Here is a 20,025-nt window from a genome sequence, read left to right as displayed (position 1 = left end):
GCTCTCAAACAGTACGGAAGCGCGCTGTGAGCGGCGGTCTCGTCGCCCTGCTGGACGACATCGCAGCCCTAGCCCGCATCGCGGCCGCCTCGGTGGACGACGTCGCCGCCGGAGCGGCCAAAGCGGGCGCCAAGGCCGCCGGCGTCGTCATTGACGACGCCGCCGTCACCCCGCAGTACGTGTCCGGGGCGGACCCGTCCCGCGAACTGCCGATGATCAAGAAGATCTTCTGGGGTTCGCTGCGGAACAAGCTGTTGATCATCCTGCCAGCGCTGCTGCTCATCAGCGCCTTCATCCCGGGCGTCATTCCGTTCATCCTCATGGCGGGCGGCACCTACCTCTGCTACGAGGGTGCCGAGAAGGTCTGGCACAAGCTGCGCGGACAGCACGACGCTGAAGAAGACACTCCGGCGGTGGACCGGGGGCCGGAGGCGGAGGCCAAAGTCACCAAGGGCGCCATCACCACGGACTTCATCCTCTCCTGCGAGATCATGGTCATCGCCATGAACGAGGTGGCCGCCGAATCCCTGTGGGTTCGGGCCTCCATCCTGGTCGCAGTGGCGATCGCCATCACGGCGGCCGTGTACGGCGCCGTCGCACTCATCGTCAAGATGGACGACATCGGCCTGCACCTGACCGCCAAGGAGTCCGCGGGCTCCCAGCGCTTCGGCGAACTGCTCGTCCGGGGGATGCCCGCCGTGCTAACCACGATCACCGTCATCGGGACGGTCGCCATGCTCTGGGTGGGCGGTCACATCATGCTGCAGGGGGCCCACGACCTCGGCTGGCACGCGCCCTATGACCTGGTCCATGCCCTCGAGCACCCGTTTGCCGGGATCCCGGTGGTGGGCGGCTTCCTGGCCTGGCTCGTGAACACCCTGTGCTCGGCCGTCCTGGGGCTCGCCTGGGGCCTGGTTGTCATGGCCGTCCTGCAGCCGCTGCTCAAGGTGCTCCCGTTCGGGAAGAAGGAAGGCGGGCACAAAGGCGGGCACCAGGAGGGCGACGTCCGCGCCGCCGACGGCCATCAGCCGGCGAAACACGACGCCGATCCCTCCTCCTAGCTCGAACCCACCGGCAAGAACGGCCCGCCGCCGCTCTGGGCGCGCCACGCCGGGACGCAAGAAGGGACGGGCCTAAGCCCGTCCCTGCCAGGCGGAAGTTGTTGGGCAGGCGTTGGGTGCCGTCCCGGAAATGGTCGTTCCTGTTACGACAGCTCGGCGCAGAGGTCCCGCTGTGTTCCGGAAGCGCTGATCAGCGTAGTGAAGCCGGTGTCCAGGTCAAAGGTGTAGACGATGCGCTCCGTGTACTGGATTGCTGACGGCTTTGTTACGCCAGGAACGTTGGACACATCGTTTGAGAACAGGATCAAGCCGTTGCTTCCCCTCGCCGTGATGGTCACGACGTTGTCAGCGTTGGGGGCCGACGTGTGCTCAGACGTTCCGTTGGTTTCGAAGGTCACGGATTTCCCGGTGGCCACGTTCGTGTAAGTCAGGAGGTAACCCTTGCCCGAGATGATCTGGCTGCCGTTGGCGAATGTCTTGATGCGCGCCTTGGCGCCGGTCCCGGCAACCCCCAGCGCAAAATTGCAGCCCTCTCCGGCCGGGACCACCACGTCAGAGGGAAAGTCCGGCCGGGGTGGCGGAGGTGCGGCGACAGCTGCCGACGATCCGGCGAGCAGCGCGGCGGTAAGCAGGGCACAGGGGGCAAATCTTTTCATGAGTATCTCCGGTGTTCGGAGGGCCGTCTGGGGCCCCAGATATGAAAGGCAGAGGTGCGCAGATGGATGCGCTTCTTGGATGCGATACCCCGTGTGCTTCTTCACGGCGGTGAGGGGCTCCCCGGCTTCGCCCGGCCTTCTCGACAGCTTGAGATCCACAATGGTCCGGCGAATGGAGGAGCCGTTAACTCAGTCACATGCTTATCTCAGAGACCTTGAGAATACCTTTGGGGCGTAGAGCGCCACACACACTCTTCACCCAGGTGGGGGAGGTCCCGGAATAGGAGATGACCCGGTTCGGCGCGCCGACACCTTGCCGCTGTCCGTCGACTTCTTCGACTTGTTCGGCGACTTCCGCCCAATTCGCCCTGAGAGGAACCCGTTCCACTCCAAGCCTCCGGACGTAAACTGACCTCCGGACCACCAACCGGGGACCGTGCAAGAACTGGAGACCGGATGCTCTGGAAACTGCTCGTTCAATACCTGCGGCCGCAGCGCGGGCTGCTGCTCGCCGTCGTCGTCTTCCAGCTGGCGGCGTCCATCGCCTCGCTGTACCTGCCCACCCTGAACGCGGACATCATCGACCAGGGCGTGGCGCGCGGGGACACGGACTACATCCTGCGCACCGGCGGCGTGATGCTCATGGTCACCCTGCTGCAGATCGCCTGCACCATCGCCGCCGTCTACTTCGGGGCGAAGGCCGCGATGGCGCTGGGCCGGGACGTGCGCGGGGCGATCTTCAGCCGGGTGGCGGAGTTCTCCGAGCAGGAGGTCACCCGCTTCGGCGCACCCAGCCTGATCACCCGCTCCACCAACGACGTCCAGCAGGTCCAGCAGCTGGTGCTGATGTCCGCCACGCTCATGGTCACCGCGCCCATGCTCAGCATCGGCGGCGTCATCATGGCCATCCGGCAGGACGTGCAGCTGTCCTGGCTGATCGCGGTCAGCGTCCCGGTGCTGCTCATCGCCGTGGGCCTGATCGTGACCCGGATGGTGCCGCTGTTCCGGCTCATGCAGACCCGGATCGACACGGTCAACCGCGTGCTGCGCGAACAGCTCACCGGCATCCGCGTGGTCCGCGCCTTCGTCCGCGAGGACATCGAGACCGCCCGCTTCGGCCGCGCCAACGAGGACGTCACGGACACCGCGCTTCGCGCCGGACGGCTGATGGCGCTCGCGTTCCCCACCGTGATGCTGGTCCTGAACGTCTCCTCCGTGGCCGTGATCTGGTTCGGCGCGTACCGGATCGAGGACGGCTCCATGCAGGTGGGCACCATGATCGCGTTCCTGAGCTACCTCATGCAGATCCTGATGTCCGTCATGATGGCCACGTTCATGGCGATCATGATCCCGCGCGCCGCCGTCTCCGCGGACCGGATCGGGCAGGTGCTGGGCACTGAATCCAGCGTCCGGCCGCCCGCGCAGCCGGTCAGCCTCGCCGGGGCCGCCCGCGGCGAGCTGGAAATGCGCGACGTCGGATTCGCCTACCCGGGTGCCGAGGCGCCGGTGCTCTCCGACGTGGACTTCACCGCCCGCGCCGGGCAGACGACGGCGATCATCGGCTCCACGGGGTCGGGCAAGACCACCTTGGTGAACCTGATGCCGCGGCTCTTCGACGCCACCTCCGGCTCGGTGCGAATCGACGGCGTGGACGTCCGCGAGCTGCACCCGGACCAGCTCTGGGGGCACATCGGACTGGTCCCGCAGAAGCCCTACCTGTTCTCCGGCACGGTCCGCAGCAACCTGCTCTACGGCAAACCCGACGCCACCGAGGACGAACTCTGGCGGGCGCTGGCCATCGCGCAGGCCGAGGACTTTGTCCGGGCGATGGAGGGCGGGCTGGACGCGCCGATCTCGCAGGGCGGCACCAACGTCTCCGGCGGGCAGCGGCAGCGGATCGCGATCGCCCGGGCGCTGGTGAAACGGCCCGAGCTCTACATCTTTGACGATTCGTTCTCCTCGCTGGATACCGCGACGGACGCCCGGCTGCGGCAGGCGCTGAAGCAGCACACCGCCGGCGCGACGATGGTGATCATCGCCCAGCGGGTTTCCAGCATCGCGGACGCGGACCAGATCCTGGTGCTCGACGACGGACGGATCGTCGCGCACGGCACGCACGAGGAGCTGCTGGAGACCTCGGAGACGTACAACGAGATTGTGAACTCCCAGCTGGCGGCGGAGGAGGCGGTATGAGCAAGGTCGAATCCCAGCGGCCGACGGCGGGCGGCGGCGCGGGTGGTGCCGGCGGGGCCGGCGCCTCCGGTCCGGCGGGCGGCGCTGCAGGCGCCCCGGGTGCCGGCCGGGAAGCTCCGCTGCGGATTCCGCGGCCGCGCGGTGGCCCCGGCCATGGCGGCCCCTTCGCCGGGATGAACGTCCCGGCGGAGAAGGCGATGAACTTCTGGCCCTCAGCGAAGAGGCTGCTGGGCGAACTCCGCCCCGAGCGGCTCTGGCTGACGCTGGTACTTCTCCTCGCCGTCGTAAGCGTGACGTTCTCCGTGATCGGACCCCGGCTGCTGGGCGAAGGCACCAACCTGATCTTCGCCGGCGTCGTGTCCAAGCAGCTGCCCGCGGGGGTGAGCAAGGCGCAGCTGATCGCGCAGCTGCGGGCCGCGGGGGAGAACCAAAAGGCGGACATGCTCAGTGCCATGGCGCTGACGCCGGGCACAGGGATCGACTTCGCCGCGCTGTCCGCCGTGCTGCTGTGGGCGCTGGTGCTGTACGTGCTGGCGTCGGCGTTTATGTGGGTGCAGGCATATATCCTCAACGGCGTGGTGCAGCGCACCGTGTACCGGCTGCGCGAGCGGATTGAAGCGAAGATCAACCGCCTGCCGCTGCGCTACTTCGACACCGTGCAGCGCGGCGAGCTGCTCAGCCGGGTGACCAACGACGTCGACAACATTTCCCAGAGCCTGCAGCAGTCCATCAGCCAGGCGGTGACCTCGGTGCTGACCGTGGCCGGGGTGCTGGTGATGATGGTGATCCTGTCGCCGACGCTGGCCATCATCGCCCTGGTGACCATTCCGTTGACGCTGGTGACGACCGCGGTGATCGCCAAGCGCTCGCAGAAGCTGTTTGTGGCGCAGTGGAAGAACACCGGCGAGCTGAACGGCCAGATCGAGGAGACCTACACCGGGCACGCGCTGGTGAAGGTGTTCGGCCGGCAGCGCGAGGTGGAGGAGACGTTCCGGCAGAAAAACGTGGAGCTGTACCAGGCGAGCTTCGGGGCGCAGTTCATTTCCGGGCTGATCATGCCGGCCATGACCTTCATCGGGAACCTGGTCTATGTGGGGATCGCCGTGGTGGGCGGGCTGCAGGTGGCGTCCGGGGCGATGCAGCTGGGCGATGTGCAGGCGTTCATCCAGTACTCGCGGCAGTTCACGCAGCCGCTGGCGCAACTGGGCTCGATGGCGAACCTGCTGCAGTCCGGGGTGGCGTCCGCGGAGCGGGTGTTCGAGCTGCTGGACACCGAGGAGCAGCTTTCCGACCCGGACGTGCCGCTGAAGCCGGAGACGACGCGCGGGCGGCTGGTGTTCGAGGACGTGTCCTTCGCGTACTCGCCGGACAAGCCTCTGATCTCTTCACTTTCTTTGGTGGCCGAGCCGGGGCAGACGGTGGCGATCGTGGGGCCCACCGGGGCGGGCAAGACCACGCTGGTGAACCTGATGATGCGCTTCTATGAGCTCGACGCCGGGCGAATCACGCTCGACGGGGTGGACGTCGCCGCGATGTCCCGGCACGAGCTGCGCTCGCGGATGGGCATGGTGCTGCAGGACACCTGGCTTTTCGGCGGGACCATCCGGGACAACATCGCCTACGGCCGGCCGTCTGCCACCGAGGCGGAGATCCTGGAGGCGGCGAAGGCGACGTACGTGGACCGGTTCGTGAAGTCCCTGCCGCAGGGCTACGACACGGTGCTCGACGATGAGGGCGCCAATGTCTCGGCGGGGGAGAAGCAGCTGCTGACCATCGCCCGGGCATTTCTGGCCCGACCGTCCGTGCTGATCCTGGACGAGGCGACTTCTTCCGTGGATACCCGCACCGAGGTGCTAGTGCAGAAGGCCATGAGCGCGCTGCGGTCCGACCGGACGTCGTTCGTCATCGCCCACCGGCTCTCCACCATCCGCGACGCCGACCTCATCCTGGTGATGGAGGCCGGCCAGATCGTGGAACAGGGCACGCACGCTTCGCTGCTGGAGGCCGGCGGGGCGTACGCCCGGTTGTACGAGGCGCAGTTCGCGGCGCCCGTGGCGGAGGTCTAAGGGAAGGCGCCGGTGCGCGGGTCGCTTCCCATCTGCGTGCAACTTGCTGGCAAGCGCTTGAGGCGGTGTTTGTCAGTGGATGCGCGGCCCGGCGGCGACGGCGAAAGCATCAAGGCACCTCTCGACAGCGGGACGGGGCTCCAAAGCGTAGGAGCCGTCTCCGAAGAGCTCAAAGGTCATTGCGCCCTGATACTCCAGCCCACTTAGGTCGCGCAGGATGCCTCGCAGGTCCATCGTCCCGTCGCCCCAGGCCAAATGACCAGCGGGAGCTCCGTCCACAAGGTGCACGTGCCGGATCCTGTCACCAAACGCATCGCCGTAGTCGTTGATGGTGTCCCCTGCGACTGCCATGGCGACGGTATCAATCACGACGCCGAGTGCCGAGGAGCCCACATCGCGAAGCATTCGCGCCAAGGACTGGACGTCCGTGACCAAATTAGACTCCACACGCTGTAGCGGCTCGAGCACACACGACACCCCGAGTTCCGCGGCTCGGGCCGCGATGGCCTGCAACCCTGCGACGGACCTTTCCCATGCGGGGCCCATCGGTTCGTCCTCGTAGCCTCGACCGGCTGTGAGGAACAGGAGCGGCGATTCCAATTCGCTGCATACTTCTGCTGCGCGCAGGAAGAGCCGCAAGCTCCGCTCCCGTAGCCATTCCGCTCCGGAAGCGATGTTCACCGGGTAGCTCACCTGCTCGGGGGTGAGGGAAGCAAGACCGAGTTCCCGCTCCTGTAGTAGACTCCGCACCTGCTGCAATTGCGCCGAATCTGTCTCTGGGATGTGCAGGTGCGGCGCGACGCACCACAGCTCTATCCTGGTCCTGCCCAGATCAACCATGTCATTGAGGCAGCGCTTCAGGGTGTGGTGCTGATAAGCGAAGTTTGAGCCGCAGACCTGGTCCATACCGACGGTGTGCACGGCTACTTCCCGACGCCGTCGGCCAGGCCGCGGATAAAGTACCGCTGGCCGGCAAAGAAGAGCACGATGACGGGCAGCGCAGCGATCACCATCCCGGCGAAGACCACGGGATAATCCGTGCCGTGCTTTGACATGAGATTGGTGAGCCCCACCGGCAGGGTCTGTAGGGCCCCGCCGCTGGTGAAGATCATGGCGAAGAGGTACTCGTTCCAAGTGAAGAGGATGTTCAGCAATACGGTCGAGACGATGATGGGACGGCACATGGGCAGGATGATCTGCCAAAAAGCCCTCGCCTTCGAGGCTCCATCCACGGCGGCTGCTTCGTCGACTTCTGCCGGCAGATCCATCATGTAGGCGCGAATCAGGAAGGTGGTGAACGGGACACGGAACGCCGTGTACAAGATCAGCAGTGCCCAAAAGCTGTTGTACAGCCCCATCGCCTGAAACATTTTCACCAGTGGGATGAGGGCGACGGTCGGTGCCAGCATTAGTCCGGCCAGGATTACGATCAGCAACGTGCGGCTGAACGGGATTCTGACCTTCGTCAATCCGTAGGCTGCCCAAGCACTGATGAAAACCGTCGCGATCGTGGAAGTCACTGTAACCAGGACGCTCGTGGTGAGGTAGTCGCCGACGCCCCGGTTCCAGGCTGTCGCGTAGTTTTCCCATCGCCATGAGATCGGAAGGGCGAACGGATTGGCAAAAAGTTCCGCGTTCGACTTCACGCCGTTGAGAAGCATCCACAGAAGCGGGTAGATGACTACGACCGCGAGGGCCAACAGGAATGCCCGGACAAAGACCCGTCCAAGGGACATGAGTACAGACGTCCGCGTTACCATTCGACTCTCCTACGCTTAGAGATCCACAACTGAAGGGCCGCAAGCACCATCGTGATGACGAAAACAGCGGTGGCAATCGCTGCCGCATAACCGAAGTCGTTGCGGACAAATCCACTTCTGTATAGCCAAGTGCCCAGAACCTGGCTGGAGTTGTTTGGACCGCCACTTGTCATCACCATGACTTCGTTGAAGACCTGGAACGCCCCGGAGACCGTGACAATCAACATGAGGCTGGTCATTTCCCGTACCAGCGGCAGAGAAATGGCGAAGAAGCGACGGAAAGGACCGACGCCATCGATAGAAGCAGCTTCGTACAGTTCGGTGGGTATACGTTGTAGCGCGACGGCAAAGAGCAATGTGCAGTAGCCGAAGCCCTGCCACTGGCTCATGGCGATAATGCCAAAGATTGCGGTGTTTTCCTGCCCGAGCCACGCCTGGGTGAAGCCCTGCAGTCCGAGGAGATCCAGCGCTGCATTGAGGATCCCCATTCGCGGCTCGTAGATGAAATAGAACAACAGCCCGGCCACAGTCAGGGAGATCGCCGAAGGGACAAAGTACACGGCCCGGAGGATTCCGCGCCACCGCGGGCTGCGCAGCCCTTCGATCATGGCGGCCAGAATCAATGCACCGAACACCTGGAATACGATCGAGATGCCGGCATATAGCGTGTTGTTGAGTAACGATTTCCAGAAGATCGGGTCGTTGAACATCTTGATGTAGTTGTCTGGACCCACAAAGGTTTGGCGTCCGCTGTAGATGTCCCACTTGAGCGTACTGAAGCCAAGGTTCTGCACGAGCGGCACGTAAGCGAAGATGCTCAGGATCAGAACGGCGGGCGCGACCCAGACCAGGTTCCGCCACCGCTGCGAGCGGGCTCTTCTTGTGGGCTTCCCGGCCGGGCGGCCCGGCACCACCGCCGAAGCTGGCGGTGGTGCCGCCGGCTTCCACGCGGTATTGGAAATTGTCATGGCTGCACCCGTTACTTGGCTGCGTCGGAAGCGGACCGGACCGAAGCGAGGACCTGTTCTGGACTTTGGCCTCCGGCGGTCAAGGCTTCTCCTCCGGCGAGCCAGGCGTCCGCGACGGCCGGGACCGTGACCGAGTCCAGCCAGACGATGGCGTCCGAGGCTTCGTTGACCTGCTTGATGCCTTCCACCACCGGCGCCGTCGAGTTTTGCTTGGAAACGGCGCCCTTGACGGAGCTGGGCTGGCCGTAGGGCGGAGCCGACAGCTTGGCTGCGTTTTGAGCGCTCGTCGCAAACTTCATGAAGTCAGCAGCGAGGGCCGCGTTTTTGGACTTGGCGTTGATGATGTAGCCCTCGGGCGATGCTTCGATGGCTTTGGTGTCTCCCTTGGCGCCGGCTGCGGCGGGCAGCCGGAAGATACCGAGGCCGTCCTTCTTCAGCGAGGAGTCTTTGGAGGCAGTGGTATCGAATTCGAGGACTTCCTGGTAGTACATTCCGGCTTTGCCCTCTGCCAGCGCCTGCTGCGCCGTGGTGTACAGGACCCCGTTGGAGTCCTTGCCACTGCCCGTGCATTCGTTGACCAGGGTGCTGTACTGCTTCATGGCCCTCAGGTACCCCGCGTCTTCCAGCTTTGCGGTGGCCGGGTGGAAATCTGCTTTCAGCACGTCGGTCGGTACCTCGTAGGCGAACAGCTGCTGCAGGTAGTGCAGCGCCGGCCAGCCATCCTTGTTTCCAAACGCAATGGGTTCATAGCCGCCTGCCTTGAGGACCGAGCAGGAGGAGACAAGCTCCTCGAATGTCTTGGGCGGAGTGAGTCCCAGTTCCTTGAAGACTTTCTGGTTGTAGCCCATGAACTTCCCGTTGTTGTACAGCGGGACAGCAAAGTACTTGCCGTCCTTCTCAAAGGCTTTGAGAGCCGATTCGCCGAACTGTGCTCCCCACTCGGTGCCGGGCGCGATGGCGGGTGTGAGGTCTGCCGCGAGTCCGCCGTCGATAAAGTTGTTTGCCCAGTTCCCGGCCCAGGTGAAGAAAATGTCGGGAAGGGCTTGAGACGCCGTCAGCGTTTTGGTCTTGTCCTTGATGCTCTGGTCCGTTTCCTGAATCAACTCGAACGAAACGTCCGGATGCATCTTCTGGTACTCCGCCGCCAGATTCTTGAAGTACGGCTCGAGGGGATCGCCGCCGAACTTCGTCAGGATGCTCAGCTTTCCGGAGTACGCAGGCTCCTTGGTGAGGTCCAGAGGGGCAGCAGTCTGGCTTCCGCCGTCCCCGCAGCCGGCCAGGGCCAGCGCTGCCCCGGCGACGAGTGCCGTCATCAATTGCTTGCTCTTGGGGAAGATCATTTTTTCTACTTTCGCTCGGTGGCCGTTCAGCCGAGGCTTCACGATGGGAGCGGCACCTTCGCCCTCCATTGGAATCGGTGCCAGTCTCCGGGACTGGATTGGGACGGTTGATACCGGTACCACAGTGAATCACGATTTGGAGCGATGGGGAAGAGTCTCAGCGGGGGAATTACCGGGCGGCGTTACCGGCCGGCAGCCGCCGAAGGCACGGGTCCGTCAGATGACCGCGAGATCAAAGTCGACGGCAGCACATGCCGGGACGGAGCGGACGCGTCCCCGTTGATGCGGGCGATGAGCTGCTGGATCGCTACCGCTCCCAGCTCGCGTACGGGTTGACGAATCATCGTCAGCGGTGGCTCCATCACGGCAGCCCAGGGGCTGTCATCAAAGCCGATCAGGGATACGTCCTTGAGCAACCGAAGATTGCGTGCCCGCAATGCATGAAGCGCGCCCACAGTGGCCTCGGTCTCGGTGGTAAAGATTGCGGTGGGCGGATCCGCCAGGGCAAGCATGCCGCTGACTGCCCGCGTTGCTTGTCCTTCGTTCTTCAGGACGTGGGTCACCAGTGCCGTGTCGAACGGAATCCCCGCATCGTTCAAAGCGTCGAGGTAACCGCGGAGGCGTTCGCCGTCGCTCCACAGCGCGTCGTCCAGGATGCGATGCATTTGCTCGAGGTCGGTTGCCGGGCTCAGCGTCACCGGGCCCCACGCGAAGGCGATTCTCCGGTGCCCGTTCTGGATGAGGGAATCCACGGCGGAGCGGGCTGCCTCACGGTTGTCGATGACCACTGAGTCCGTATCAAGACTGTCCACGAGGCGGTCAATCAGGACTACCGGAATTCCGCGCTCCATGGCGCCGGTCAAATGCGACGTGTCGTCATGGCGACCGGCGGCCGACGCCACGACGAGGCCGTCGACCTGCTTGGCGAGCAGGACGCCGACGGCGTCTTGCTCAAGTTGCAGTTTCTCGTCGGTGCTAAGGATGATGGCGTCGTAGCCGGCCAGCTTCGCGGCTTCGGATATGCCTTTGAGGACTCCGGTGAAGAACGGGTTGGCGACGTCCGCCACCACAATGCCCAGGGTTTTCGTGATACCCGTGGTCATGCTCCGCGCCAGGGCATTGGGCTTGTAACCCAGCCGCTCTGCCGCGAGCATCACCTTGGCTCGGGTCGCGTCACTGACCGAGCCGTAATTGCCCAGGGTGCGGGCGACTGTGGCCCTGCCCACCCCTGCTGCAGCCGCAACGTCGGTGATGGTCGGAGCCGCGTCATGGTGCTGGTGGTCCGACGGCATCCAAAGCCCCTTCTATGTGCAGGGATTCGCGTCGGCGACCCGGCTGTTTAAGTGTTCCTGCATCAGATCCTAGTTGGTGTGGCGGCTGGCCGTCCGTAACCAAAGGCGCCCTCCACGGAGCACTGCTCCGCCGCGGCCCGTGCTGCGACGCCCAGGGCTTCGGCCAGGCTGCGGGCGGACGGCCGGGAGCGCTTGGTCCAGCCGGTTGTCAGGAGGCTCACGACCATCCCGGTCAGGAAGGCATCACCGCACCCCATGGTGTCGGCGAACCGCCCCGGGTCTATGGGCACGGCGTCCTGCATGAGGAACGCGTTCCCGTCGAACAATACGGCTCCGTCTGCGCCTCTGGTGCCTACCGCCAAGGCCGCCCCTGCTTCCACAACCCGCCGCAGTTCATGTTCGGCAGACTGCCGGGTATGTCCGCCCAGCGAAAGCAACGCAAGATCGATGTAAGGGGCTGTCCGGTTGAAGTACTCGTCCGTTCGCCGGTCCGGCTCCGAGGAGTAGTCGAAGCTGACCAGAGCTCCGGTATCGCGCACCAGGGGAAGCTGCGACTCCGACGCCGAGTAGACGCTGGAATGCACCAGATCCGCCGTGGCGAGGTAGGTCAGGTGCTCCGGTTCGAGCTCGAAGGGCTGGCTTATGGTGACGCCTCCGTTGTTCCAACCCAGAAACACCCGGTCGCCGTCGACCACCTCGATCTCAGTCACCCCGTTCGGGCCCTCCCGGGTGACACAGCGGCTGATATCGACCCCTTCTTCGACCAAGGCCGAGCGGACGAAATCTCCCAGAACGTCATTGCCGAAAACGCCGACGTAGGCAGCGTCCAGGCCCAGGCGCCGCGCGAGAACGGCGAAGTTGACGCAATTCCCGCCCGGATAGATCACCTTGCGGTCGAGGAACCGGTCCACAATGTTGTCTCCGAAGCCAATTACTTTCATGTTTTTCCCGTCTCGACGCTGCGGGCCCAGGCCCGACCGGGCCCGCAGCGCTGGAAGTCGTATCCCCGGTTGGGGTACAAAGGCCGCTGACTGTCAGTATTCAACGACGCGGTAGTACCGGCGCAGATCCAGTGAGTGGTTGCGGACCCGCTCGAGGTGCTTGCTGATCCGGTCCACCACGGTGTCCAGAATGAGCGGGGCCAGCAGCCCACGGAAGCGGGGGCTGATGCCGGGCAGTTCGTAGTCCTTGGTGTCCAGCAGCGTGGTGTTCTTGTTGTAGTTCTCCGCGAACTTCACGACGCGCTCCATGAGGGGCCGGCTCTCGTCTTCGCCGAGGAACAGCATGAGGCTGGTGTTTTCTTCAATGAGTTCCAAAGACCCGTGGAAGAATTCGGCGCCGTGCACGCGCGTCGTCCGGAGCCACTGCATCTCCTCGAGGATGCACATGGAGTAGAGGTAGGTGAAGCCCCAGAGGTTCCCGGCGCCGACGAGGAAGTGATAATCGACGTCTTTGTTTCTTTCGGCGAAAGCTTCCGCTGTCGGTTCTGCCTGTCGCGCCACGTCCACTAGGGTTTCGGGGATGGATTGGAGCTCCGCCGCGAACTCTTCATATCCTTCGAACTCTCCGCGGGCTGCGAGCAGGCGCGTGCTCAGCAGCAACAGGGGGATGTCGAACGGCCATGTCTTCGGTTCGGTGACGAGGACGGCGTCCAGTGACTTTGCAAAGGGGCTCTCGCCGAAACCCGTGAAACCGACCGTGTAGGCGCCCTTGGCCTTCGCGAATTCGATCGCCTCGATGACGTCCTCGGTGGTGCCGGAAACGGAGGCAAAGACCGCTACGGAACCGGGGCCGAAAGTGGGGTCAGCGGTCAGCATGAGTTCTTTGCCGATAGCGGCGCGAACGGGCAGGGTGGAATTTGACCGGAGGAAGTGCTCATAGGGGAGCATCGCCGCGTAAGTCCCGCCGGCGCCGATCAGGAATAGGTTCTTGAAGTCGCGTTGCTGCAGCGAGTCCACAAGCTGTTCAATCTGCTGCTGCAATGCAAGCGCACTGCGGGTCTGGAGCAGGAATTTCTCTTCATTGAAGCCCAGCACGGGGTAGTCCTTTCATCGACAATCAACTGGCAGTGATACGTACTGATACCGGTATCAATAACGCCCACATCGTGTCACGCCCGCGAGTAGGCGTCAAGGGCTGCTCCCCAACCTTGGGGGCAGGCCCAGGTCCCTCCACTTTGCCGAATGTGGTGCGTCGACCATCTGCGGCAGAGGACCGGACGGGCCTCTTGCGGGCGGATCACGCTTGACGGCGTGGACGTCGCTGCGATGGGGACTGAGCAGGCGGGCCTGTTGGAAGGCCGCGGCTCTGTCTAGACTTAAGTTGCGCCGGAGCAGACGCATGAATTCGTCTCGAAAGGGCAGGGATCATGACAGACCGCAGCGACTCCGAATTGCCGGCAGAGGTGCCCCTGGAATCGAAATCAGCTGGACGGGACCCTCAAGACCGGCCAGCTGAAGGTGTCACCCAGGACGCCGCGTCTCAGGACCAGCGCGTCTCGTCCGGAGCCGAAGCCCAGGCCGACAACTCCCGTAGCGGTGCCGATGTGCGAGAAGCGGTCAACGTCGCGGAGGCGGGCACCCGGGCCGAAGGGGACCACTCGCATCCGGAGCGGGCCAAATCTGGCGAGGCGCCCGTCGAGCGGGTTTACAACGATCCCGCGATGACTGAGGGGCAGCGAATCGTAACCGGGGCCGCAACAACGAGCGGCGGTGTACCGCCTGGACCGTCACCGGCCGAAGCCGGATCCGGCGGTGCTCAGTCCGTTGTTGGTGCGCGGGAGTCGGACCGCCGGGCGGCGGGCCAGTCGCCTACTGCGGGCGCGCCCTTCCGAACCGGCGAGCACGAACATCAAAACAAAACGGGGACTGCCGGGCAGTACCCCAAGGAGGAAGATCATGGGACTGGGTGACAAGATTCGCAATGCCGCGGCCAAGAGGGGCGGCAAAATGAAGGAAGCTACGGGCAAAGCGACGGGTGACGAGCGTCTGAGGTCCGAGGGCAGGGGCGAACAGGTCAAAGCCGACCTAAAGCAGGCGGCCGAAAAGGTGAAGGACGCTTTCAAAAAGCACTGATAACCGGCAGCGCCGGAGTTCAAGTACGCCCATCTGCGGCTCCGGAAAGGGACGCGTCGTCGTCGTCACCTCGCACGGGCGGCAGCCACGACGAGGTCGGCGATCGCCGCACGGAGGTGCTGGACGCCCACGAAGGCGCGTGAGGGGTGGATACGGTTGGCCAGTAGAACGAGGCTTACGCCCGTTTCGCGGTCGACCAGCAGGGATGTGCCGGTGAATCCGGTGTGTCCCCGCGTCGTCGCAGTGGAGCCCATGAATTTGGTGTCGCCGATGCGGAGGCCAAGGATCCTGGAAGCACAGTCGCGGCCCGACTTGCGTCGTTCGGCGTTGACTATGTTTCCATCTGGCGACGCTCGACTGCACCCTGATTGATTTGGTGACTCAGTTAGGGTTTAGTCCACTTTGTTCCTTCGAGGACGGCAGCCGCTAAAAAGAGATCACAGCGCACCCGTTTTTGACGTTATGGCGCCCCGCCGATCTAATTCGGCTAGCTCCGCGCTAGCAAGGATCGACAGTCCCACACGCCGGATCTTTGGCCGCCGTTAGCTCATCGAAGCGCCCTGTGCTGTAGCTGTAACTCAGCGTATATTCACCGTCCGTTTTGAACCGGCGGTTGGATTGCACTGCGGAAAGGTTTTCTCCCGTTGCAAACGAGTAGACGGACACGTGGACGGGGTTACACAAGCGGCCACGGGTAGCGCATGCCGGTGCGGTCCACCGGCAGCGAGCCGGCGACCAGCATCCGCTGGGCGCGGCGCTGCAGAGCGGTGACCTCGTCCTCGTCGAGCAGTTCGGCCACTTCGGGAGGCACGGCTTCGGCGAGTGGGGCGATGTCTTGGAGCAGTGCATCGGGGATGGGGTCGCCGGCGAAGTCCCAGATCACGGTGCGCAGTTTGAAGCTTGCCGAGAAGCACAGCCCGTGGTCGATGCCCCAGATCCGTCCGTCATCGCCGCGCAGCACGTGGCCGCTCTTGCGGTCGGTGTTGTTGGCGACGAAGTCGAACAGGGCGATCCGCGCGAGCTCGGGGTGGGTCTCGGGGGCGTCCTCGAACAGCGTGAAGTAATGTTCCTGGAAGTCGCAGTCGATGAACCACTGCAGCGACCCGACGCCTAGGGGAGCGTCCTCGCGGATCACGGTCGGCGGGACGAAGCCCCAGCCCAGGGACTCGCTGAGCAGATAGGCGGCGCGCTCCCGCTTGTAGAGGCCGGGCTCAAAGTCGGACAGCGGGCGTTCGCCGGCCTCCGGCTTGTAGACCGCGTACCCCTCGTCCTCGCCGCAGGTGACCTGGACGAGGAACGTCTCGTTGCTGCTGCGCGGGATGAGTCCCAGCAGTTCGATGCTGCCCTCGGTCAGCAGGGTCAGTTCCCGGCCGGACACCGTCTCCCCCGACTCATGACGCCCTCAGCCCGCTGAGCGGTTCCGAGGTCGAATTCACCATGTGCACCGCGGGATCCTGGCCTTCCACGAATGAGATGGCCGAGACTGAGCCCGGGCTGATCACGATCCGCTGGAACAAATCCAGCGGCGTGCCCAGTGCGTGGACCACTGCGGCTTTGATCGGGTCGGCATGCGAGAAGCACACCACGACACCCCCAACATGCGCCGCGCACAGCGACTCCATCGCTCCGACGATCCGCGCCTGCATTTCCGGGAAGCTCTCGCCGTCCGGGAAGCGGAACCGGGACGGGGTGTGCTGCACGGTCTGCCACTCCGGCAGGGCGGCAAGGTCCGCGATCGCGGAGCCGGTCCAACCGCCGAAATCGCACTCCAGCAGCCCGTCGTCGTGCTTCACGGCCAAACCTGTGCGGGCCGCCGTCGGCTCCGCAGTCTCGCAGGCGCGCTCCAGCGGGGAGGAGTAAAGGGCATCCACCGTCAGGCCGGAGAGCCGGTCAGCGACCCGTTCGGCCTGCTCGCGGCCGCGGTCGGAGAGGTGCAGCCCCGGTGCCCGGCCCGGCAGGACGGTGCCCGTCGTCGGGGTCTCTCCGTGGCGCACCAGGAGCAGGAGCGTTCCCTGCTGTGGGGGCTCCGATGAAGGTCCAGAAGTTGCTGCGGTCATCAAGATTCAGCGTAAGCCGGGCAACAGCCCAAAGCGCAGGAATCTCAAGAAATCCCTCGATAACCCGCCGGGTACAGGTCTACGGTGGAGGAGTGAGTGATCGCCCCGAAATCTTCACTGTTGGTGAACTGCGCGCCTCCGGCCACGTCCACAAGGACCTGCGCCGCGAGATCCGCGACAACCTGCTGGCCGCGCTCGCCGCCGGCCGCGACCCCTGGCCCGGGATGTACGGCTTCAGCCGCACCGTCCTGCCCCAGCTCGAGCGCGCCCTCCTGGCCGGGCACGACGTCGTCCTCCTCGGCGAACGCGGCCAGGGCAAGACCCGGCTGCTGCGCACCCTGGCCGGGCTGCTGGACGAGTGGTCGCCGGTGATCGAGGACTCGGAACTGAACGAACACCCGTACGACCCCATCACCGAGCACTCCCGCGCCCTGGCCCTCACCGAGGGGGACCGGCTGCGGGTGGCGTGGCGGCACCGCTCCGAACGGTACGTCGAGAAGCTCGCGACGCCGGACACCTCCGTCGCGGACCTGATCGGCGACGTCGACCCGATGCGGGTGGCCGAGGGCCGCCGCCTGGGCGACCCGGAAACCATCCACTACGGCCTGGTGCCGCGCTCCAACCGCGGCATCATCGCCATCAACGAACTCCCCGACCTCGCCGAACGGATCCAGGTCTCCATGCTCAACGTGATGGAGGAGCGCGACATCCAGATCCGGGGCTACGTGCTGCGGCTGCCGCTGGAGGTCCTGGTGGTCGCCTCCGCCAACCCGGAGGACTACACCAACCGGGGCCGGATCATCACGCCGCTGCGGGACCGCTTCGGCGCGGAGATCCGCACCCACTACCCGATCGAGCTCGACGACGAGGTGGCCGTCATCCGGCAGGAGGGCCACCTGGTGGCCGGCGTCCCGCCCGTCATCCTCGAGATCCTGGCCCGCTACACCCGGGCGCTGCGGCAGTCCCCGGCGATCAACCAGACCTCCGGGGTGTCCGCACGGTTCGCCATCGCCGGCGCAGAAACCGTCGCCGCGGCCGCCCTGCGCCGCGCCAGCGTGCGCGGCGAGGACCAGGCCGTCGCCCGGATCATCGACCTCGACGCCGCCGTGGAAGTCCTCGCCGGGAAGATCGAGTTCGAATCCGGCGAGGAAGGCCGGGAACAGGACATCCTGGACCACCTGCTGCGCATGGCCACCGCCGAAGCCGTGCGGGCGCACTTCCACGGCCTCGACATGGGCGACCTCGTCGCCGCGCTCGACGGCCACACCACGGTCACCACCGGGGAACTGGTCACCGCGCGGGAGTTCCTCGACAACCTCCCGTCGCTCAACGGATCCAGCCTCTACGACGACATCGGTGCGCGCCTGGGCGCGGAAAACGACGGGCAGCGCGCCGCCGCCGTCGAACTGGCGTTGGAAGGCCTGTACCTCGCCCGGCGGATCTCCAAGGACTCCGACGACGAGGCAACGGTTTACGGGTAGGCGTTGCTAAGGCTAAGGAGGGCCCATGACCGCTCACCACCGGTCCCGCTACAGCCGCTACGCGGGCGGGCCCGATCCGCTCGCGCCGCCGGTGGACCTGGCGGAGGCGCTGGACGCCGTCGCCGAGGACGTGATGGCCGGCTACTCGCCCCGGCAGGCCCTGCAGGAGTACCTGCGCCGGGGCGGCCGGAACCGGGAAGGGCTCGACGACCTTGCCGGCCGCGTCCAGCAGCGGCGCAAGGACCTGCTGGGCCAGCACAAGCTGGACGGCACCCTCAACGAGGTGCAGAAGCTGCTGGAGACCGCGGTGCTGGAGGAACGCAAACAGCTGGCCCGCGACGTGCGAATGGACGACACGGACCGCGCCTTCCGGGAGATGCAGCTGCAGAACCTGCCCAAGTCCACGGCGGCGGCGGTCAACGAGCTCGCCTCCTACGACTGGCAGTCCAGCACCGCCCGCGAGGCCTACGAGCAGATCAAGGACCTGCTGGGCCGAGAAATCTTGGACCAGCGGTTCGCCGGGATGAAGGAGGCGCTGGAGGGCGCCACGGAGGAGGACCGCGCGGCCGTCGCCGAAATGCTGCAGGACCTCAACGAACTGCTCGACAAGCATCGGCGCGGCGAGGACACCGACGCGGACTTCCAGGAGTTCATGGCCAAACACGGCCAGTACTTCCCGGAGAACCCGCAGTCCGTCGAGGAGCTGGTGGACGCCCTCGCCCAGCGCGCGGCCGCCGCCCAGCGGATGCTTCGGTCCATGTCCGCCGAGCAGCGTGAGGAGCTGATGGCGCTCTCCGCCCAGGCGTTCGGCTCGCCGGAGCTTATGGCACAGCTGGGCCAACTCGATGCCAACCTGCAGGCGCTGCGCCCCGGCGAGGACTGGTCCGGCTCCGAACGCTTCGAGGGCGAGGAGGGGCTAGGACTCGGCGACGGCACCGGCGTGCTGCAGGACCTCGCCGAACTGGACGAGCTCGCCGAACAGCTCTCCCAGTCCTACAACGGCTCGCGCCTGGACGACCTGGACCTGGATGCCCTCGCCCGCCAGCTGGGGCAGGACGCGGCGGTATCGGCCCGCACTTTGGCGGAGATCGAGCGGGCCATGCACGACGGCGGCTTCCTGCAGCGCGGCGCCGACGGCGACCTGAAGCTCTCGCCGCAGGCCATGCGGCGGCTCGGCCGGTCGCTGCTGCGGGACACCGCCAAGCAGCTCTCCGGCCGGCAGGGCCGCCGGGACACCCGCGTTGCCGGGGCGGCGGGGGAGCAGACCGGCTCAAGCAGGCCCTGGGAGTTTGGTGACGCCGAACCGTGGGATGTCACCCGCACCATCACGAACGCGATCCGCCGCACCATCGCCGACGGCGGCGACCCCCGCCGCGGACTGCGCCTGGCCGTGGACGACATCGAGGTGACCGAAACCGAGGCCCGCACGCAGGCCGCCGTCGCGTTGCTGGTGGACGTGTCCTTCTCGATGGCCGCGGAAGGGCGCTGGGTGCCGATGAAACGCACCGCGCTCGCCCTGCACCACCTCGTGTCCACCAAGTTCCGCGGCGACCGGCTGCAGCTGATCAGCTTCGGCCGCTACGCGCAGACCATGGACATCGGCGAGCTCACGGCCCTGCCGGCGCTGCGGGAACAGGGCACCAACCTGCACCACGGGCTGCTGCTGGCCGGCCGGTTCTTCCGCCAGCACCCGTCGATGCAGCCGGTCCTGCTGGTGGTGACCGACGGCGAACCCACCGCTCACCTGGAGGCCGACGGCGAGTCGTGGTTCAACTGGCCGCCGGACCCGGAGACCATCCGCGTGACCGTCGCGGAGCTGGACCGGCTGGGCCGGGCCGGCACGCAGGCCACGTTCTTCCGGCTCGGCAATGACCCGGGCCTGGAGCGGTTCGTGGCCCGGATGGCCCGCCGGATCGACGGCCGCGTGGTGGCGCCCGACACCGGTGACCTGGGCGCCGCCGTCGTCGGCGAGTACCTCCGCGCGCACTTCCGCGGCCGGGCGTACGGCGACGACGACTGGGTGACGTAGCGATCTACGTCATCACGGTGTCGGCTTAAGGCCCTGTAGGCAGCCTTT

The 20,025-nt window shown here is 65.6% G+C and carries 18 protein-coding genes; 6 read left to right on the top strand and 12 right to left on the bottom strand.

From position 1 onward, the window contains the following. Window positions 1-26 precede the first annotated feature (26 nt). Window positions 27-1,061, top strand: a complete 1,035-nt coding sequence (locus AC1MBE_RS07965; protein ID WP_479782211.1) for a DUF808 domain-containing protein — start codon at window positions 27-29, stop codon at window positions 1,059-1,061. 143 nt (window positions 1,062-1,204) lie between these two features. On the opposite strand, the gene AC1MBE_RS07960 is transcribed toward AC1MBE_RS07965, so the two are convergent. Then, entirely contained in the window at window positions 1,205-1,717 is a 513-nt protein-coding gene (locus AC1MBE_RS07960) for a hypothetical protein (RefSeq protein ID WP_479782209.1), read from the bottom strand. A 456-nt stretch (window positions 1,718-2,173) separates the two neighbouring features. Between AC1MBE_RS07960 and AC1MBE_RS07955 the strand changes: the two genes are divergently transcribed. Both AC1MBE_RS07955 and AC1MBE_RS07950 read left to right on the top strand, forming a co-directional pair. Beyond that, window positions 2,174-3,910, top strand: coding sequence for an ABC transporter ATP-binding protein (locus AC1MBE_RS07955; protein ID WP_479782207.1), 1,737 nt, complete (start codon window positions 2,174-2,176; stop codon window positions 3,908-3,910). Then, window positions 3,907-5,976 carry an ABC transporter ATP-binding protein gene (locus AC1MBE_RS07950; protein ID WP_479782206.1) on the top strand — a complete coding sequence of 690 codons (2,070 nt, stop codon included), beginning with the start codon at window positions 3,907-3,909 and terminating at the stop codon, window positions 5,974-5,976. The genes AC1MBE_RS07955 and AC1MBE_RS07950 overlap by 4 nt, the downstream gene beginning before the upstream one ends. A 72-nt stretch (window positions 5,977-6,048) precedes the next feature. Here the strand turns inward: AC1MBE_RS07950 and AC1MBE_RS07945 are convergent, their stop codons facing one another. From AC1MBE_RS07945 to AC1MBE_RS07910, 8 genes are all read right to left on the bottom strand, one after another. Continuing rightward, window positions 6,049-6,882, bottom strand: coding sequence for a sugar phosphate isomerase/epimerase family protein (locus AC1MBE_RS07945; RefSeq protein WP_479782204.1), 834 nt, complete (start codon window positions 6,880-6,882; stop codon window positions 6,049-6,051). A 17-nt stretch (window positions 6,883-6,899) separates the two neighbouring features. Further along, window positions 6,900-7,712, bottom strand: coding sequence for a carbohydrate ABC transporter permease (locus AC1MBE_RS07940; RefSeq protein WP_479782202.1), 813 nt, complete (start codon window positions 7,710-7,712; stop codon window positions 6,900-6,902). A 17-nt stretch (window positions 7,713-7,729) separates the two neighbouring features. Then, complete coding sequence (locus AC1MBE_RS07935; RefSeq protein ID WP_479782200.1) at window positions 7,730-8,704, bottom strand: carbohydrate ABC transporter permease; 975 nt, start codon at window positions 8,702-8,704, stop codon at window positions 7,730-7,732. Window positions 8,705-8,715: 11 nt separating this feature from the next. After that, on the bottom strand, window positions 8,716-10,044 hold the full coding sequence (locus tag AC1MBE_RS07930; protein ID WP_479782198.1) for an ABC transporter substrate-binding protein: 1,329 nt from the start codon (window positions 10,042-10,044) through the stop codon (window positions 8,716-8,718). Window positions 10,045-10,226: 182 nt separating this feature from the next. Further along, complete coding sequence (locus AC1MBE_RS07925; protein ID WP_479782196.1) at window positions 10,227-11,336, bottom strand: LacI family DNA-binding transcriptional regulator; 1,110 nt, start codon at window positions 11,334-11,336, stop codon at window positions 10,227-10,229. 62 nt (window positions 11,337-11,398) lie between these two features. Next, complete coding sequence (locus tag AC1MBE_RS07920; RefSeq protein ID WP_479782194.1) at window positions 11,399-12,277, bottom strand: PfkB family carbohydrate kinase; 879 nt, start codon at window positions 12,275-12,277, stop codon at window positions 11,399-11,401. Window positions 12,278-12,370: 93 nt separating this feature from the next. After that, window positions 12,371-13,372, bottom strand: coding sequence for an SIS domain-containing protein (locus tag AC1MBE_RS07915; protein ID WP_479782192.1), 1,002 nt, complete (start codon window positions 13,370-13,372; stop codon window positions 12,371-12,373). A gap of 386 nt (window positions 13,373-13,758) precedes the next feature. Next, entirely contained in the window at window positions 13,759-13,941 is a 183-nt protein-coding gene (locus tag AC1MBE_RS07910; protein WP_479782191.1) for a hypothetical protein, read from the bottom strand. 292 nt (window positions 13,942-14,233) lie between these two features. On the opposite strand from AC1MBE_RS07910, the gene AC1MBE_RS07905 reads away from it, so the two are divergent. After that, the gene (locus AC1MBE_RS07905; RefSeq protein ID WP_479782189.1) at window positions 14,234-14,410 is read left to right on the top strand and encodes a CsbD family protein; all 177 of its coding nucleotides are present in this window, start codon (window positions 14,234-14,236) and stop codon (window positions 14,408-14,410) included. 65 nt (window positions 14,411-14,475) lie between these two features. On the opposite strand, the gene AC1MBE_RS07900 is transcribed toward AC1MBE_RS07905, so the two are convergent. From AC1MBE_RS07900 to AC1MBE_RS07890, 3 genes are all read right to left on the bottom strand, one after another. Further along, window positions 14,476-14,664 (bottom strand): hypothetical protein, encoded by a 189-nt coding sequence (locus AC1MBE_RS07900; protein ID WP_479782187.1) that lies wholly within the window; start codon window positions 14,662-14,664, stop codon window positions 14,476-14,478. A gap of 422 nt (window positions 14,665-15,086) precedes the next feature. After that, window positions 15,087-15,788 carry an SCO1664 family protein gene (locus AC1MBE_RS07895; protein WP_479782186.1) on the bottom strand — a complete coding sequence of 234 codons (702 nt, stop codon included), beginning with the start codon at window positions 15,786-15,788 and terminating at the stop codon, window positions 15,087-15,089. A 13-nt stretch (window positions 15,789-15,801) separates the two neighbouring features. Beyond that, on the bottom strand, window positions 15,802-16,467 hold the full coding sequence (locus AC1MBE_RS07890; RefSeq protein WP_479782184.1) for a histidine phosphatase family protein: 666 nt from the start codon (window positions 16,465-16,467) through the stop codon (window positions 15,802-15,804). 92 nt (window positions 16,468-16,559) lie between these two features. Between AC1MBE_RS07890 and AC1MBE_RS07885 the strand changes: the two genes are divergently transcribed. Together AC1MBE_RS07885 and AC1MBE_RS07880 are read left to right on the top strand one after the other, a co-directional pair. Continuing rightward, a complete protein-coding gene (locus AC1MBE_RS07885; RefSeq protein WP_479782182.1) occupies window positions 16,560-17,948 on the top strand; it encodes a magnesium chelatase ATPase subunit I in 1,389 nt (462 codons plus the stop codon). Between the two features lie 25 nt (window positions 17,949-17,973). Next, window positions 17,974-19,977 carry a vWA domain-containing protein gene (locus tag AC1MBE_RS07880; protein WP_479782180.1) on the top strand — a complete coding sequence of 668 codons (2,004 nt, stop codon included), beginning with the start codon at window positions 17,974-17,976 and terminating at the stop codon, window positions 19,975-19,977. Window positions 19,978-20,025: the final 48 nt, after the last annotated feature.

The sequence above is a fragment of the Arthrobacter sp. BG5 genome (genome assembly GCF_056680155.1).
This window is presented reverse-complemented; position numbering and strand designations above follow the sequence as displayed.